Source organism: Mesobacillus sp. LC4 (assembly GCF_053543455.1).
Map to the genome: position 1 here is coordinate 194,203 of NZ_JBGCUB010000006.1, position 16,165 is coordinate 210,367.

At 43.6% G+C, this 16,165-nt stretch carries 14 protein-coding genes; 7 read left to right on the forward strand and 7 right to left on the reverse strand.

What is annotated here, in order from left to right; all coding sequences use genetic code 11:
• The first annotated feature begins 3 nt into the window (after positions 1 to 3).
• Entirely contained in the window at positions 4 to 564 is a 561-nt protein-coding gene (locus tag AB5I83_RS18750) for a cysteine dioxygenase (protein ID WP_448977527.1), read from the forward strand.
• 28 nt (positions 565 to 592) lie between these two features.
• On the opposite strand, the gene AB5I83_RS18755 is transcribed toward AB5I83_RS18750, so the two are convergent.
• On the reverse strand, positions 593 to 1,084 hold the full coding sequence (locus tag AB5I83_RS18755) for a DUF1456 family protein (RefSeq protein ID WP_448977529.1): 492 nt from the start codon (positions 1,082 to 1,084) through the stop codon (positions 593 to 595).
• A 292-nt stretch (positions 1,085 to 1,376) separates the two neighbouring features.
• Between AB5I83_RS18755 and AB5I83_RS18760 the strand changes: the two genes are divergently transcribed.
• The 3 genes from AB5I83_RS18760 (at position 1,377) to AB5I83_RS18770 (ending at position 4,675) form a co-directional block, all read left to right on the forward strand.
• On the forward strand, positions 1,377 to 2,585 hold the full coding sequence (locus tag AB5I83_RS18760; RefSeq protein WP_448977531.1) for a metal ABC transporter solute-binding protein, Zn/Mn family: 1,209 nt from the start codon (positions 1,377 to 1,379) through the stop codon (positions 2,583 to 2,585).
• A 77-nt stretch (positions 2,586 to 2,662) separates the two neighbouring features.
• Positions 2,663 to 3,658 carry a permease gene (locus tag AB5I83_RS18765; RefSeq protein ID WP_448977533.1) on the forward strand — a complete coding sequence of 332 codons (996 nt, stop codon included), beginning with the start codon at positions 2,663 to 2,665 and terminating at the stop codon, positions 3,656 to 3,658.
• A 12-nt stretch (positions 3,659 to 3,670) separates the two neighbouring features.
• Positions 3,671 to 4,675, forward strand: coding sequence for a TIGR03943 family putative permease subunit (locus tag AB5I83_RS18770; RefSeq protein WP_448977535.1), 1,005 nt, complete (start codon positions 3,671 to 3,673; stop codon positions 4,673 to 4,675).
• 439 nt (positions 4,676 to 5,114) lie between these two features.
• Here the strand turns inward: AB5I83_RS18770 and AB5I83_RS18775 are convergent, their stop codons facing one another.
• On the reverse strand, positions 5,115 to 5,597 hold the full coding sequence (locus AB5I83_RS18775) for an Lrp/AsnC family transcriptional regulator (RefSeq protein ID WP_448977537.1): 483 nt from the start codon (positions 5,595 to 5,597) through the stop codon (positions 5,115 to 5,117).
• Positions 5,598 to 5,779: 182 nt separating this feature from the next.
• Here AB5I83_RS18775 and AB5I83_RS18780 point away from each other — a divergent pair, with 182 nt between their 5' ends.
• The gene (locus AB5I83_RS18780; RefSeq protein ID WP_448977539.1) at positions 5,780 to 6,748 is read left to right on the forward strand and encodes a DMT family transporter; all 969 of its coding nucleotides are present in this window, start codon (positions 5,780 to 5,782) and stop codon (positions 6,746 to 6,748) included.
• A 71-nt stretch (positions 6,749 to 6,819) separates the two neighbouring features.
• Here the strand turns inward: AB5I83_RS18780 and AB5I83_RS18785 are convergent, their stop codons facing one another.
• Positions 6,820 to 8,523 (reverse strand): hypothetical protein, encoded by a 1,704-nt coding sequence (locus AB5I83_RS18785; RefSeq protein ID WP_448977541.1) that lies wholly within the window; start codon positions 8,521 to 8,523, stop codon positions 6,820 to 6,822.
• 682 nt (positions 8,524 to 9,205) lie between these two features.
• Here AB5I83_RS18785 and AB5I83_RS18790 point away from each other — a divergent pair.
• Complete coding sequence (locus tag AB5I83_RS18790; RefSeq protein ID WP_448977543.1) at positions 9,206 to 10,510, forward strand: MFS transporter; 1,305 nt, start codon at positions 9,206 to 9,208, stop codon at positions 10,508 to 10,510.
• A 361-nt stretch (positions 10,511 to 10,871) separates the two neighbouring features.
• On the opposite strand, the gene AB5I83_RS18795 is transcribed toward AB5I83_RS18790, so the two are convergent.
• Positions 10,872 to 11,882 (reverse strand): EAL domain-containing protein, encoded by a 1,011-nt coding sequence (locus tag AB5I83_RS18795; protein WP_448977545.1) that lies wholly within the window; start codon positions 11,880 to 11,882, stop codon positions 10,872 to 10,874.
• A 181-nt stretch (positions 11,883 to 12,063) separates the two neighbouring features.
• Here AB5I83_RS18795 and yfkAB point away from each other — a divergent pair, with 181 nt between their 5' ends.
• The gene (gene yfkAB / locus AB5I83_RS18800) at positions 12,064 to 13,185 is read left to right on the forward strand and encodes a radical SAM/CxCxxxxC motif protein YfkAB (protein ID WP_448977547.1); all 1,122 of its coding nucleotides are present in this window, start codon (positions 12,064 to 12,066) and stop codon (positions 13,183 to 13,185) included.
• A 41-nt stretch (positions 13,186 to 13,226) separates the two neighbouring features.
• Here the strand turns inward: yfkAB and AB5I83_RS18805 are convergent, their stop codons facing one another.
• From AB5I83_RS18805 to AB5I83_RS18815, 3 genes are all read right to left on the reverse strand, one after another.
• On the reverse strand, positions 13,227 to 14,327 hold the full coding sequence (locus tag AB5I83_RS18805) for a flavin monoamine oxidase family protein (RefSeq protein WP_448977549.1): 1,101 nt from the start codon (positions 14,325 to 14,327) through the stop codon (positions 13,227 to 13,229).
• Positions 14,328 to 14,450: 123 nt separating this feature from the next.
• Entirely contained in the window at positions 14,451 to 15,011 is a 561-nt protein-coding gene (locus tag AB5I83_RS18810) for a sugar O-acetyltransferase (RefSeq protein ID WP_448977551.1), read from the reverse strand.
• Between the two features lie 124 nt (positions 15,012 to 15,135).
• Complete coding sequence (locus AB5I83_RS18815) at positions 15,136 to 16,164, reverse strand: ribonucleotide-diphosphate reductase subunit beta (RefSeq protein ID WP_448977552.1); 1,029 nt, start codon at positions 16,162 to 16,164, stop codon at positions 15,136 to 15,138.
• Between the last annotated feature and the right edge of the window lies 1 nt (position 16,165).

Here is a 16,165-nt window from a genome sequence, read left to right on the forward strand (position 1 = left end):
GCCATGACTTTAAAACTTCAGGCAAAAAATGTGTTAGATGAATTACAAAACCCATCGAGACATGAGATGAAGGAAGCGCTGGAGGAGCTCAACCTGTCTATAGATGAGTTGATGCCGTTCCTTCAATCATCTTCCGGAAAGCCTTATTACCGGAAGCTCCTTTATAAAAGCGAGGATGTCGAGCTGCTCGTGATGAACTGGTCGGATTTAGAATGTGCTCCCCATGACCACGGGAACTCCCATGGATGGATCTACGTGCTGAACGGGACTTCCATCAACTCCGTCTACGAGGCCAAAAACAACAAACTTCCTAAAGAGCTATTCAAAGAGTATCATCATCAAGGCCAACTCTTTTTTGCCCCCAAAAAAGGTGTCCATAAAATGCAAGCTGGCACCACAGAGGGACTCGTCACTCTCCACCTCTACTCCCCGCCAATCAGCGGCATGAAAGTTTACGACCTTGAAAAATGCGCAGCCTGTATCGTATCCGATGATTGCGGGGCATGGTGGCCAGATGAACAGCGTCAGCAACTGAAAGAAATTAAGCTAAAAAAAGAAACATAGGGGCATCATTGCACCCTATGCTTCACTCCTATTCCCTATACTTCAGAGCCAAGCCCTTCAGGAAATTACGCGCGAATTTATCGCCGCATTCCCGGTAGTTTTTATGCCCCTCTTTTCGTAAAATAGCACCCAGCTCGCCTTTTGAAACACGGACTCCAGCCAGGTCAAAAAGTTCGAGCATGTCCTCACTCGTCAGCGCCAGAGCGATTTTTACCTTCTTCAACAGCTGGTTATTCACACTCTCCCCGGTCAGCGGCGGAGTGCCCGTCTCCCCAGGACGCTTTCCTCTTTTAAAAGTAACAAGACCATTCAAGAACTGCTCCATCATTGCATTGTTGACTCTTATGTAGCCCTCTGGGACAATCTCTTCACCAAATTCATCTTCATGGATTCTCTGCAGGATCATACGGACATCGTCCTTCGCAACGTTCACGCCGCCAAGCTTGAAGATCTCTACCATATCAGTATCTTTAATATCCAGTCCGTAACGCAAACGGATCATTATATCATTGTTAAGCATGAAAAAACCTCCTATTGAAAGCTGTACCATTAGTATTCCCGATTACCTACTGCAGTCTACCATTAAATAATGAAAAAGCCTATTCTTTTCAATCCCAAAGCGCACCAATTCACGGTTTTATACGAGGGTATGTATTTAATATCAAACATCAGCTGGGGTTTATAACCCCATAAGTCTTGAATAATAGATAAATCGTAATGATTACGAAAATCATTTACAAACACGAATTTCTGTTTTACACTTTAAATCGTAATCATTTCGATTAAAGAAAATATCGTTTAAGGAGATCACTATGAAAAGGACTAAACTATCACTTGGCCTACTGCTATTAGTAGGGTTGACACTAGCCGGCTGCTCTTCCAGCAAGGAATCGGCCAACAAAATTAATTCAGAAACTTCTAAGCTGACGGTCTATACAACGATCTACCCTCTTCAGGATTTCGCGGAAAAAATTGGCGGGGAATTCGTGGATGTAGAAAGCATCTATCCTCCGAATGTAGACGCCCACAGTTTCGAACCAAGCACGAAGGATATGATGAAGCTTGCTGAAGCAGATTTATTCATTTATTCCGGTGCGGGAATCGAAGGATTTGCGGAAAAAGCGGAGAAAGTTTTGAAGAATGAAAAGGTCTCTATTGTAAAAGCCGCAGAAAACGTGGAAATGATCGAATCCTCCCATAAGCATTCCCATGAAGGAGATGCCGCCCACTCCAATGATGAGCATCAAGATGATGACGCTGCTCACTCCGATAAGGAGCACCATGACGATGAAGCAGTTCACTCTGATGAAGAACATCATGACGATGAAGCCGCCCACTCCGATGAAGAGCATCATGACGATGAAGCCGCCCACTCCGATGAAGAGCATCATGACGATGAAGCCGCTCACTCCGATGATGAGCATCATGACGATGAAGCCGCTCATTCTGATGAAGAACACCATAACGAAGCTTCACGCTCAGAGGAGCATCATGATAAAAACTTAGATCCACATGTTTGGCTTGATCCTATCCGCTCTATTAAACTGGCATCAAATATCAAAGATTCCTTAATTGAGCTGATGCCTGATCGTGAGCAGGAATTTGAACAGAATTTCGCGCAGCTAGAGAAAGAGCTAAAGGAATTGGACAATGAATTCAAAGATGTGATTGACCAGGCTGAACACAAGCATTTGCTTGTCGCCCATGAAGCCTATGGGTACTGGGAAAATAGGTATGGAATCATCCAAATAGCTGTAAACGGGCTTTCTCCTACACAGGAGCCTTCCCAAAAAGAATTAACTAATTTAATTGAAGAAGCAAAAAAGCATGATCTGAAATACATTGCATTTGAACAAAATGTTTCTTCCCGCGTGGCAGAAATGATTCAAAAGGAAATCGGAGCTGAGACAGTTACCCTGTATAACCTGGAATCCATCTCGACCGAAGATATGAAGAATGAAGAGGATTATTTCAGCCTGATGCGAAAGAATCTTCAGACGCTAGAAAAAGTTTTAAATTAATTGTCTTTTTACTAGAAAATGCATAACTCTTCTATTCAACTTATATAATCTAGTAAACGTAAAAATAGGAGGAAAACATGATTCGATTAATCCGATCCAATCTTATGGATATTACAGGGTTTGCTGTCATTCTTGCATTTATGATGCTGTTAAGCCTGGGGATGGGGTTTCAAAATAAGCTGGAGATTCCGTCTTCCATTCTTAATTTGAATACAATATTCCTCAGTATTTTAATAGAAGCCTTCCCGTTCGTCCTGATTGGTGTGCTGATTGCGGGAATGATCCAGATTTTTGTTACTGAAGAACATATAAGCAGGTGGATTCCTAAGAACAAATATTTGGCGATTGTCATGAGCTGCAGTGTTGGCGCACTTTTTCCAGCCTGCGAATGCGGAATTGTGCCAATCATCCGCAGGCTAGTGGGCAAGGGCGTACCGATAGCCGCTGCGATTGGTTTTATGCTGACGGGCCCCCTTATCAATCCAATTGTCATTGCGTCTACATACATGGCTTTTGGCAACGATGTTAAAATTGCTGCGCTTCGAATGGGATTAGGATTTGCCATCGCGATTCTTGTTGCCTTTATGGTTGGGATGATTTTCAAAGGAACGCAGTTCAAAAAAAGCACCTCAATGCCTATCCATAGCCATTCTGGAAAACAGTCCTTTTTTGAAAAATTCTGGGCCATGCTCCAGCATTCGATTGATGAGTTTTTCGACATGGCCAAGTATTTGATCATCGGTGCATTCCTGGCAGCTTTAGTTCAGACTTATATGCCGGCGAAAACTTTATTGGAAATTGGCAGTGGTGCTGCATCCTCACTAGCTGTCATGATGGGACTGGCGTTCTTCCTGTCCCTTTGCTCTGAAGCAGATGCCTTCATTGGGGCTTCCTTCAGCAGCATCTTCCCTTCAACCTCAATCCTTGGTTTCTTGATTTTCGGTCCAATGATTGACTTGAAAAATACGCTGATCATGATGAGTGTGTTCCGGTTTAAATTTGTCATGACCGTCCTTGCGCTCGTCGCTGGGACTGTATTCACCATTCTCATGCTGTTTGGCGGCATGCTATAGGAGGTCTTGTCCATGCAATTCCTTGCACAGCAGGCGGCAAGGTCACTGATCCTGCTCGGATTTTCCGTCTTGATTTATATGCTGCATTTTACAGGAAAGATTTATTTATTCATCAATCCAAAGTATTTGCTTTTAAGCCAGGCAGCCGCGTTCCTATTCTTGCTCCTGTTTTTCATCCAGATTACACGAGTCTGGACAATAAAAGGGGCACATGACCACAACTCCTGCAGTCATGCGGGCGAATGCTGCTCTCATGATGATCACCATGATCATTTTCATGACCATGGGACAACACCTTTTTCGGCAAAAAAACTGGTGTCCTACTTGATTATCGTCCTCCCCCTGCTATCAGGCTTCATGCTGCCAGCAAAGGTTCTCGACTCTGCGATTGCCGATAAAAAAGGCGCAATGCTGTCAATTGCTGGTTCTAGCAAGAGCGGGCAGGAAAACCAGGCAAAAAGTGAAAAAACAGAACAGGCAGATAGCCAGGGAATTGGAGATGACACTCAGCCGCCAGAGAAGAGTGATGATCAGGCTGAACAAGGCTCTGCCATACCTGAAGGTACCGAGACTGCCACGGGTTATGAAAATCTCATGACAGATGAAGAATACAATAAAGAGATGCAAGAGTTGGAGTCAGAATCGACCATCTTTTTCAATGACAGTATCTATTCATCCTATTATGAAGCTATCAGCTCCGACATCGATCAGTACCAGGGCCGGAAGGTAAGCCTCTATGGATTCGTTTATAAAGAGGAAGGATTTGCAGAAAACCAGCTGGTCGTATCACGATTCCTGGTTACCCACTGTGTCGCCGATGCGAGCATCATTGGCTTTTTGTCAGAATTCCCGGATGCAGCAACAATTGAAAAGGACACATGGATTAAAATAGAAGGTTTCATCGAAACAGGGTCCTACATGGATACCCCTATCCCCCTTGTAAAAGTCTCTAAATGGGAGATTACTGAAGAACCAGAAGTTCCATATTTATATCCTGTCAGCATTCAAAGGAATTAAACAACGAGCCTTGATTCCAGAAATTGAATCAAGGCTTGTTTGATGCAGTGAATTGTTCGTTAAACACTACTTTTTTGCGATTTACATATGACAAATCCATAGAATATGAAGTGCAGGTCATCTGGGAGGAATATTTTTTGTATCCCTGCATTCGTGGCTTGCGTCATCATCACCATTGTTATCCTAGGATTCTTCACGCTGGCCGATGGACTGAGAAAACATTTCCAAAAAGGATATGAGTTCTTATGACATGAGGGTGTCCCAAAAGTATAAACTTTTGGGCACTCTCTTTATTTAATTTCCTGTCCAGCTCATACAGTAGGACATTGAATGAGCTTATACGAAATGCGTTAGCATTTTTGGAGGAGTCTTCGCGCCTCACTTCAACCTAAGGTTCCAAACATTAATTTTAAGCACTTATCACATAGATCTAATATTTTCATTCATGTCCATGTATCGGCAACACCGTAGAATCCTTGATTTCCCTTAGTGCCAGACTTGTTTGTATTTTGGTTATGCCCAATTCATTCAACTTTCTAATGAAAATTTCCAGCCCCTTGCGATCCTTGCAGGCAACCTTTAGCAAATAGTCATATTCCCCCGTTAAGCAATGACATTCTAAAACTTCCTTCATCGATTCCAATGTCGCTTCCAGGGATTCAAGCTTTTCAGCCTGGTGCATATTCGTGCTCATAAAAACAAAGCAGAGTAAATCAAAGCCAAGCTTCTCGTGGTTTAAAATCGCGACCTGCTTTTTGATATATCCTTCTGATTCCAGCCTTTTGATTCTTGCATGAACAGCTGGCGCCGATAAATTCACACGCTTTGATAATTCAAGATTGCTTAGCTGCGCATCCTTTTGAAGAAAATCCAGTATTCTTATGTCCACATTGTCCAAAACCTTGCTTACAATCGATTCCATGATCCATACTCCCTTTTCAATTATTCTAAATATACGGCAAACAACTATCAGAAAATGAATTTTTCAAACTAAAATTCTACAATACTTTTATTTATTTCAAATTACTTAAATTATACAAAATATTCTTCTGTCATTTAAGTAAAATGTTAAAATAATTCATATGAACAATGTCATTGTGCACAATGGCTCTTTTGGAAAGGGAGCTAAATGACGTGAAATATTATTTATTATTACTTCTGACCAGTTTTCTTTGGGGCGGTAATTTTATCGTGGGGAAAACGCTAGTTGAACATGCTTCCCCTGCCACCTTGACTATTCTCAGATGGGCCATCGCAATTATCTGTCTGATTCCGCTTGTCTGGTGGAAAGAAAAAAAGCTGATTCCTCCAAAAAAAGCCATCCTCCCATTATTCTTAATGGGAATCACCGGGGTGGCCTTGTTTCAGGCATTACAGTTCATGGCCCTGGAAAAAACCTCGGCTACGAATGTCGGTTTGATCTCGACATTAAACATGTTTTCCATCGCTGCATTCTCTTTCTTTTTTCTAAAAGAGAAAATAAACTCTCTACAGTTCTTTTCAATGCTTGTCTCACTATTTGGCGTTCTGCTCGTTCTGTCAAAAGGAAATTTCGAGTTATTGTTTTCATTGCAATTCAATACTGGCGACCTCTATATGATGGCCGCTGTGGGCATGTGGGGAATATATTCCGTTTGCAGCAAGTGGGCGATGGCAACTGTCACACCGATGATGTCCATCCTCTACTCTGGCATATTTGGCCTTCTCGTCCTCCTGCCTTTTAATATCACTGAATTCACGGTAAGAACTATCAATGCACCATTTATTCAATCTATTTTATATACAGGCCTGATTTCAACAGTCCTTTGCATGGTTCTCTGGAATATCGGAGTGAACAAACTCGGACCAAGTACCTCCGGGCTGTTCCTTAATTTCAATCCCATCTTTACTGCCGTTTTAGCCTTCGCCTTTTTAGATGAGAAAATGACCTGGACCCAGGCCGTCGGCAGCATCATCGTCATCGCAGGCTGTTTCTTATTTACCATCCTAAAAAACAAACCTGTTCCTTCAAAAGAAAAGCAGCTGGCCATTCCTGCACCTATTTTAGCTGGCGAGCCAATCAATCATAGGTAATAACAGAAAACAGCCTTATCCATAATCGGATAAGGCTGTTTTGTTTTACATACGATTAATCTATCTATTGATTATTCATCCATTACATTCAACACAAGCTCCAGCTTTGTCTCTTCATCATGGCTCCACTTCCCTATCGTGACTGTGATATGTTCGTATTGTGTATCGAAATAAGCTTCGTACACATTCTCTTCTGGCTGCCACTCATGAGAAGGTTTGCCAAGTTTACTTTGAAGCAGAGATAAGATCCCATTATACTCATTTTTAATATCAGATAGGCTCAGATCATTATATATACGTCTGTAGGCAGCGAACTGACGGTCAAATGAGATGTCCAAACTGTCTACAGGATAATCATCAAGTAAAGTTACATTTTCTTCGAAGTACATGGTTGATTTCTTATCATCCCAATAAAAAGGAATGTTGAAGAGAGTTTCGACTGAACTTGGTTTGGAATCCCACTTCAGCCCCGGGACCAACGCAGACAGATAGCGTGATGGTTTAGACAATACTATTGGTTTTAAACCAGGTGATTCCAGGTGAGTCATGGAATCGATCATAAACAACACTTCTGAGAATCTTTTTTGGAAATGGTCGGTTTTAAACGGATTATATCCTTTATCGACTTTTCCGTTTCGCATGTCATAATCCCAATAGGACAGAGTATATTCGTAAGGAACACCGTCTTGGTCGATGACAATATAAAGCTGAGATAATTGAATTCCCCCTCCCTTAACTGCACCAATAAACAAGACATTTTCATGAAGTTTTGGGTACGGGCTGAAGAGATCTTTCAAGTCATGATCTACAATAAGATCATTAATTCCCCGGTAATCAGCCAGTTCACTTTCGACTAAATCCCGGTCCAATCGTTCAATGGATACCTCTATATTGTTTGTTTCTGTATCCTCTGGAGTGGCTTCAAGCAATTGTCCGATGTTTTTACGATTATTGCGAAGTTCCATGTCCTTTGAGCTTTCATCAATTAGCCAAACCGAATATCCATAGAGTTGTTTTATCGAGATATTTGCTTTTTTTGAAGCAACAGATTCGAACAGCGTCGATTTCTCATGCCCATCAATGTACTTCACATCCACTCTTGGAGTGTTACGGATGGTCCTTAAGGCTGCCCAAACATTCGGTAGATCCTTGATGTTTTCATGAATGTCAGCAGCATATACCGTGATATCGTAATACATTTCATCCAACATTAAGTATGTATCATAATGTGTATAGGTGACTGGTTGATTTTTATGATAGGAATCTTTTGCTACAAATGTTTCAGCCGTATCCAAGAATACAATCGTCTTATTCTCGAAAAACGGATCCTTCATGGTAGATTGGTCTACTTCTACAGCTGCCTCATTGTATTCCATAAGGTCTCGAGAAAAGGAGATGAAGTTTTCATCTACAGCTTGAAATGGAAGGACATCTCTCTTCATTAGTTTCACAGATGCCTCACCACATTTAAATTCATAGGGGCTTCGTTCGTATTCAGTTTCTAAATTTGTGCAGCCCGGGGGCAGCTTAATCGTTAAATTCCGTTCTTTATCTTCAATAAGTGTATAGGATTCATATTCCACACCTTCCTCATAGAAAATCGGAATGGTACCTTCTGGTGCCTTTTGATCGTAAGCTGTTGCTCCATTCGAATTTTCCTCAGCTTTCTCTTCCGCTTTGGGCTCTTTAGGCTGTGTTCCCTCGCCCGAACCACAAGACGATAATGATACCAACAAAAAACTTAAAAAGAGCAATCTAAAAATAGTACGTTCCATGGGTTCTCCTTGCTTACTATGTATTTGCAAAATTGCAGAAATATTATTATAGCATAATAACCTTCTCTCAAAGGAAATTCTAGTAGTGTTTTCTAATGGAGTCATTCTTCACTTCCAATAATCCACATATTTTAACTCAAGATAAAAAGAAGAAAGCTGGGAATCCGTCCCTCTGCATCCACCTACACCGCAGCGATTGAATAAATGGACATCACAATCTACTGGTTAGACCCTCTAAATGGATGAACACCCCAGTACCGTTATGTGGCTGAAATATTTGTCAATGTGGTCGATAAAATCAAAAATCCGCTGATATATTATGAAATGTGGTCGATATATTGGAAATTTCGCCAATAAAATTAATTGTTGAAGCCAAATACCATGACTCATCTGGAATGATTCACCCGCCACTTTTCTTCATCTTCCCCTCCGTTAACGTAAAAACCCCTCTTTCGGTCACTAATCTTTAAACCAGACCTCAATTTTCCGTTATTCGAAAAAATAAAAACCCCAATAGGTGTTTTCCCTTACCTGTTCCCTACTTCCTGTCAAAAAATGTTCAAGACTTTTTGACAGAATTGTGATGGTGTTCTCAGATGTGAGGTTCGTCACACCTCGCATGTGATATAAATGGTTTATTAATCTTGTAAACACCCATTCAAAAATATTTGGAGGAATTAAAATGGCACGTATAAATAAATGGAATCCTGAAGACGATGGTTTTTGGCAATCCGAAGGCAAGAAGCATGCCCAGCGGAATTTATGGATCTCTGTTCCTTCCTTGATGCTCGCGTTCATAGTCTGGCAAATTTGGTCTGTAGTCGCAATTCGCTTGAATGATATTGGTTTTAGTTTTACTGATCAGCAGCTTTTCACTTTGGCAGCGATGCCTGGTCTTGTAGGTGCAACTTTACGATTTGTGTACACTTTCGGCGTAGGTATGATGGGTGGACGTAACTGGACGGTCCTCACAACTGCAGTCCTTGCCATTCCGGCTGTCGGTATTGGATTCGCCGTTCAGAATCCAGAAACACCTTACTCCGTGATGCTTTTGCTTGCTGCACTTTGCGGCCTGGGTGGCGGAAACTTTTCAAGTTCTTCATCCAACATCAGTTTCTTTTTCCCGAAAAAAGCACGTGGAACTGCGCTTGGCATTAACGGCGGTTTAGGCAACATGGGTGTATCAGTCGTTCAATTCGTTACTCCACTGATCATCACAACTGGAACTTTCGCATTTGTTGCTGGCGATGGACAGCAATTGTCTAACGGCCAGGAAGTATGGCTTCAAAACGCAGCGTTCATCTGGCTGATTCCGATTGCAATCGTTACAATCGCAGCATGGTTCGGCATGGATAATCTGCCTGGCACAAAGCAATCATTCTCAGATCAGTTCGTCATCGTAAAAAGAAAGCACACTTGGATCATGACTTGGCTTTACGTGGCAACATTCGGTTCATTCATTGGATACTCAGCGGCATTCCCGCTATTGTTGAAATCTCAATTCCCTGAATATATCTCTTTAGCATTCTTAGGTGCATTCCTTGCGGCAGCATCCCGTCCAGTAGGCGGATGGCTGGCTGACAAGATGGGTGGCGCGAAGCTGACAGCAATCGTATTGGCTGTCATGATGGCTGGTGCAGGAAGCGTCATTTACTTCCTTGGCACTAAGCAGTTCGGCGGCTTCCTGGCTTCATTCTTGATCTTGTTCATTGCTTCCGGAATTGGATCTGGTTCAACATTCCAGATGATTCCTGGAATCTTCGTCCCGAAAGAAGCAGCACCAGTGCTTGGTTTCACAGCTGCATTCGCAGCCTACGGATCATTCTTGATTCCAAAGCTGTTCGGCTGGTCCGTCAATATTTCCGGAGGCTATGCACCAGCATTCTTTATCTTCATCGGCTTCTATGTACTGTCCATCGTCCTCAACTGGTACTACTACCAGAGAAAGACTTCCGATGCACTCATTGGAGTTAAAGAGACTGCATAAGAACTTCAAAAGCCTTGCCCGGTCAAATTGGGCAAGGCTTTATTTTTCGAAGATTTAAGATGCCCAGAAATCAGATCGCTGCTCTATGTCATTAAATGCAGTATAATTTTGAAATTTGGGATGTTTGGCAAAAAAATTACCGGAAGAACTCCTCTTAAATTGAAAACGACCCTTATTTCCTTAAGAATAAGAGTCGTTTTTTCGTTTATTTCATTCAAATCGATGAATTTTGTCCTTTTTACAGCAGTTAACCGGAATATCTCCGCTAATTGCTGCTTCCAAAGCACCCTCTAATAACAATAGCCGGAAATTCTCCGCCTATGTATTCTCCTACCTACACGAAAATCAACAATGTACTATTTTAAGAAAGCTGGTGTTCCTGAGCTTTCTTAAGGTTCTCAGCTGGTGCAGGTCTCCCGAAAAGATACCCCTGGAATAGTTTATAGCCCTTTTCTTTCAGCCAGTCAAAGTCTTCCTGCTCCTCGATTCCCTCGGCCAGTGGTACTGAACCAAGCTTTACGGCTTCCTCTAAAAATGCGAGTGCCGTTCGCTGTTTTTGCTGGTCATTGGAAACTCCCTGGACATATTTCATATCCAGTTTCATATAATGCGGCTGCAGGTCGGCAAGCAATTCCAGAGTACTATACCCCTCGCCTACATCATCCAGCGCATAGCGGAAGCCCTTTTCTTTGTAGAAAGCCAGAATCCGTTTCAAATGATCTGTGTCTTCCACATTTTCCGTTTCCACGACTTCAAAGACTAGACGGCCTGGGTGCACTCCTAAGCGATGAGCCAGCAAGGTGGTCGACCTCAAACAGAATTCCGGTGAATAAATGGAGGTCGGAATGAAATTAATAAAAACCTTTTTATCTGTAAAAGCTGCCGCCCTTACTGCAGCCATCCGGCAAATTCGGTCAAGTGCATACAATCGGTCCCTTTTCCTCGCCGCCCCAAAGATCTCCCCTGGATAAATCATTGACCCATCTTCACGATAGAATCTCGCCAGCATCTCATACGCATAAACTTCCCCTGCTCCATTAAGGATCGGCTGAGCGTGACAGGTCACCAACTCTTTGCGGATTACCTCATCAATCCATTGGCTCTCGAGGACATCTTCCGCTTCAGCGACCAGCAGCCAGCCCTTGCCTTCCAGACGGAAAAAAACCCTCTCCGACTCCATATGGTCCCGGCAAAAATCAAGAAAATCCCTCATGCCTGATTCCTTTACCGCCAATGAATCATCTTTAACCCAGAGCAATTCGCCATTACGTTCCATATGCTCAATGACTTCAGGAAAGATCAACAAATTCCGTTCCCCTTCGACCTTGATCTCAAACTGCAAACTCCCAACCGAACATGCATTACACTTCATGGATTTTAGCTTCCTCTCAAGTTAGTTATTTATCACTATATCATTAATAGGTAAAAGGAACCAACGGCAAAGAAAGCTGCAACGGTCCAACCTGTAAAAATAGGGGGAGAGGAATAGGCGATTGTACGGCGCTCATGTATAATGTAATGGTTTTTCTAAATTAATCACTAAGGAGCCAATCATGTCATACATACAAACCATTTCCCCTCAACACGACCCCTGGGAAGCATATCTTGATGTTGAACAATATGGCAGCCCTCAACTCACCAATATTGAATTCACGACTACAACCCTTTGCAATATGCGTTGCGAGCATTGCGCTGTCGGCTATACATTGCAGACCAAGGACCCTGCCGCACTTCCATTGGAGCTGCTTTTGCACCGTTTGGAGGAAATCCCGAAGCTCCGGTCTTTGAGCATTACCGGCGGAGAGCCGATGCTTTCCCTTTCTTCTGTAAAAAATTATGTTGTGCCGATTTTGAAATATGCTTCTGAACGTGGCGTCCGGACGCAAATCAATTCCAATTTAACAATGGACCTTTCGCGGTATGAGTTGATCATTCCCTATTTGGATGTTCTCCATATCTCCCACAACTGGGGTACTGTCGATGACTTCGTTCAAGGCGGTTTTGCGATGATGGAAAAGAAGCCTGACTACCAGCAGCGCGAGAAATATTTTACAAGAATGATAGAAAACAGCAGAGAGCTCGTCAAAGCCGGAGTCATGGTGTCCGCAGAAACCATGCTCAATAAACGTACCTTGCCTTATCTTGAAAAAATCCATCGGCAAATCGTTGATGATATGCACTGCCAGAGGCATGAGGTGCACCCTATGTATCCTAGCGATTTTGCCAGCAGCCTGGAATCGCTGACGCTGGAAGAAACTCGCCATGCCATCCACCATCTGCTCGACATCCGTGATGAAAATGTGTGGATGTTGTTTGGAACGCTGCCTTTTTACGCCTGCAGCAGCCAAAAGGAGGACCTGGAACTCCTGAAACGTCTATACAGCAGCAAGAACGTCACCGTCAGGAATGACCCAGATGGACGTTCACGACTTAATGTGAATATTTTCAATGGCGATATCATCGTCACCGATTTCGGCGACACCCCTCCCCTAGGCAATATCAAGGACACGAGGCTAGAAGACGCCTATCAAAAATGGCAGGAAACCGAAGTCGCCAAGCAGCTAAGCTGCCACTGTCCAGCTGTAACCTGCCTGGGCCCAAATATACTCGTAAAAAACAGCTACTACCAGGAGACCGACTTCAGCAAGAGGCAGCATAATATTACTAAATACTAATTTAATAGGCCCGATCCAATTGGATCGGGCCTTGTTTTAGATCATAAAGCTTTCATCGCTTCAGCTGCCGCTCGTTCGGCTGCTTGAAGTGCTCCTTCCAGATGCCCGCCATGTCCAGATGCCGTTTCTGTACCCGCGAAAATAACGCTCTTTTCCCACGAAATCAATCCTGCCGGCAGGCCGTATTCCGGAAATGAGGTCAATGGTTGTGCATCTTCCTCCACAGCTGTTGCCTGATCGATCGCCCAATCTTTGTAAAATAGAGCTAGAGGTTTTTCTGCTGAAGGGCCAAAGAGCCGTGTCAATTGGTCGATGACAAGCCTCAAAATTTGTTCTTCTCCTAGTTTTTGCCGCATTTTAGCCGTAATGCCGAAAAAGCCAAAAAGTGCGCCATATTCTTTGTCAGGTGAGGCGTCATGGATTTCCTGCAACGGACCTGCCCAGCTGGTGACTTGTCCGGAAAGACCATCCTCCCTCCAAAATGGCCGATCATAAACCGCAACCACTTTCGCCTGTCCGCCCATCCATGTCGGCTTTCCTTTCAGGCTGGCCATTAGTCCATCATTTAGCGGCGGAGAAAAAGCAATCCTTCCTGCCACGATTCTAGGCGGCAATGCCAGGATCACGGCTGGCGCAGAAATGGTTTGCACGGTTCCATCCATTTGCTCAGCTTCAATTGTGACCCCGCCAGCCTTCTCCAGATGGATTGCCTTTACCTCGGTATTCAATTCAACACTGCCATCTGGAAGCGATGCTGCCATGGCCTCAATAAGGGATTGAACACCTCCGGCCAGCCTTACAGATCTCTCAACAGCACCATCCGGAAGGACATGCCGCTGCACAGGACCAGATTGCGATTGTTCAAAAAGCATGGCTCCTGCGGTATGCTGGTCTATCGTAGGCAGCTTAAGGTCTGTGACCAATTTTGTTATGGTAGGCTCATGATCCGGCCAGAACCAGGTGGGACCTAAATCATACCTGCCCAACTCGGGCCGATCTTCGGACGACATACTTAAAATCCTGCCCCCGATTCGACTTCTTGCCTCCAGCACTTTGCAGCTTATTCCTTTTGAAACAAGCAAAGCGGCTGCACGAAGGCCAGACAAGCCAGCCCCAACAATCACGACCTGTTCTTTCATCATGTTTTCCTCCATTTATTTACACCTCGTTTCAGGTGAGATCCAAGAATGGACATTTCGTTCCGCGCTTTTTCGTCCGCAGCAAGGTCAAGTCTTCCCACACTGCCCGCTAAGAAGCTTACCTGCTTAAAGTTCAATCTTCTTGATCACCCTTGCTGGATTGCCGCCAACCACGACATTATTCGGCACATCCTTCGTCACGACTGCCCCTGAAGCAATCACGGCATTGTCACCAACCGTCACTCCCGGGTTGATGATGGCACTTCCGCCAATCCAGACATTGTTTCCAAACGTAATCGGCTTCGCATATTCCCGTCCCGAATTCCGTTCAGTCGGGTCAAGCGGATGGGTGGCTGTATAGATTTGAACACCTGGTGCAAGCATGCAATTGTCGCCAAAACGGACTTCACAAACATCGAGGATCGTACAGTCGAAATTGGCAAAGAAATTCTCGCCGACATGAGTGTTATAGCCATAATCGAACCTAATATTCGGCTCCATCACGACGGTCTCACCTGTTGAACCGAGCAATTCATTTAGTAACTTCGTCCGTTTTTCGCCTTCTGTTTCTAATGTTTGATTATAGAGTCTCACTTTTCGCCTTGCTTCTTCACGCTCTTTAACCAATACCGGGTCTGCAGGGTTGTACATTTCCCCTGCCAGCATCTTTTCTTTTTCAGTTTTCATGTTGATGACCTGCTTTCCAATCAAGTATAGAAGACGTAAAAAAAAATGGAAGCGAAAGGAACGTCCCCTTTGCTTCCATTTTATCAATAGTAGCGAAACTTATAAAATGAAGGACCGCAGTAATCTACAGTTCATCAAATCCATTCTCATCGGAGGTCTTGGTGTACTGTCTTGATTTTTGCTCAAAGAAGTCTGTCTTTCCGAGGTCCACTTCCTGATAGGCGATGATCCATCTTAGCGGATTGGTGCGATACCCTTCGAAGGGAGCAGCAAAGCCCAGTTGTTCTGCCCGTTTGTTAGCCATGAATTTTATATAGGCTTCAAGGTCTGATATGAGCAGACCGTCAATCTCGTTGCCGATGATATACTCTGCCCAACCGATCTCCAGCTGTGCTGCTTCCCGGAAGGCGACAGTGCCAAATTCCCTCAAGGAGCTAGTATCATACTCTGTATTTTCATGCAGGATTTCCTTGAAGATTTTTTCAAAAAGCCCTACATGAAGCTGTTCGTCACGGTTGATATAATTAATCATCGTGCTCGTGCCGACCATCTTCTGATTACGCGCCAGATTATAAAAGAAAGCGAAGCCTGAGTAAAAAAACAATCCCTCAAGTATGACATCATAAACAATGGAATGCAGCAGGTTTTCAATGCTAGGGTTCTGTGCAAAACCTTTGTAACCGTCCGTGATGAATTCGTTTCGTTTGCTTAAAGTCGGTTCTGTCCTCCAGTAGTCGAACACTTCCTCCTGCTTCGATTTGGAAACGATGCTTGACAGCACATAGCTGTAGGAATGGTTATGAATCACTTCCTGCTGTGCCAGCATGATCATCAGCGCATTCAAACTCGAGTCGGTCAGGTAATCAGCCACTTTACCAGCATAGTCAGTTTGAATGCTATCGAGCAATGCGAGCAGCCCAATGATTTTCAAAAATGTATCCTGCTCCTTTTCGGAAAGTGTGGAGAACTGCTTGATGTCCTTTGACATATTGATTTCAAACGGAGTCCAGAAGTTCCCGAGCATCCGCTTGTATTTTGGATAGGCCCACTGGAAGCGCACGTCATCCCAATTCAGGATATTCGAACTCCTTCCATTGATAATTCCCGTCGAAGCATTAGGGGCTTCGACATCAATCAGTACTCTTTTTTCCATG

Coding starts and splice junctions, on each gene's coding strand:
- AB5I83_RS18750 (WP_448977527.1), top strand. CDS start 4: ATGACTTTAAAACTTCAGGCAAAAAATGTGTTAGATGAATTACAAAAC.
- AB5I83_RS18755 (WP_448977529.1), bottom strand. CDS start 1,084: ATGCTTAACAATGATATAATGATCCGTTTGCGTTACGGACTGGATATT.
- AB5I83_RS18760 (WP_448977531.1), top strand. CDS start 1,377: ATGAAAAGGACTAAACTATCACTTGGCCTACTGCTATTAGTAGGGTTG.
- AB5I83_RS18765 (WP_448977533.1), top strand. CDS start 2,663: ATGATTCGATTAATCCGATCCAATCTTATGGATATTACAGGGTTTGCT.
- AB5I83_RS18770 (WP_448977535.1), top strand. CDS start 3,671: ATGCAATTCCTTGCACAGCAGGCGGCAAGGTCACTGATCCTGCTCGGA.
- AB5I83_RS18775 (WP_448977537.1), bottom strand. CDS start 5,597: ATGGAATCGATTGTAAGCAAGGTTTTGGACAATGTGGACATAAGAATA.
- AB5I83_RS18780 (WP_448977539.1), top strand. CDS start 5,780: ATGGCTCTTTTGGAAAGGGAGCTAAATGACGTGAAATATTATTTATTA.
- AB5I83_RS18785 (WP_448977541.1), bottom strand. CDS start 8,523: ATGGAACGTACTATTTTTAGATTGCTCTTTTTAAGTTTTTTGTTGGTA.
- AB5I83_RS18790 (WP_448977543.1), top strand. CDS start 9,206: ATGGCACGTATAAATAAATGGAATCCTGAAGACGATGGTTTTTGGCAA.
- AB5I83_RS18795 (WP_448977545.1), bottom strand. CDS start 11,882: ATGAAGTGTAATGCATGTTCGGTTGGGAGTTTGCAGTTTGAGATCAAG.
- yfkAB (WP_448977547.1), top strand. CDS start 12,064: ATGTCATACATACAAACCATTTCCCCTCAACACGACCCCTGGGAAGCA.
- AB5I83_RS18805 (WP_448977549.1), bottom strand. CDS start 14,327: ATGATGAAAGAACAGGTCGTGATTGTTGGGGCTGGCTTGTCTGGCCTT.
- AB5I83_RS18810 (WP_448977551.1), bottom strand. CDS start 15,011: ATGAAAACTGAAAAAGAAAAGATGCTGGCAGGGGAAATGTACAACCCT.
- AB5I83_RS18815 (WP_448977552.1), bottom strand. CDS start 16,164: ATGGAAAAAAGAGTACTGATTGATGTCGAAGCCCCTAATGCTTCGACG.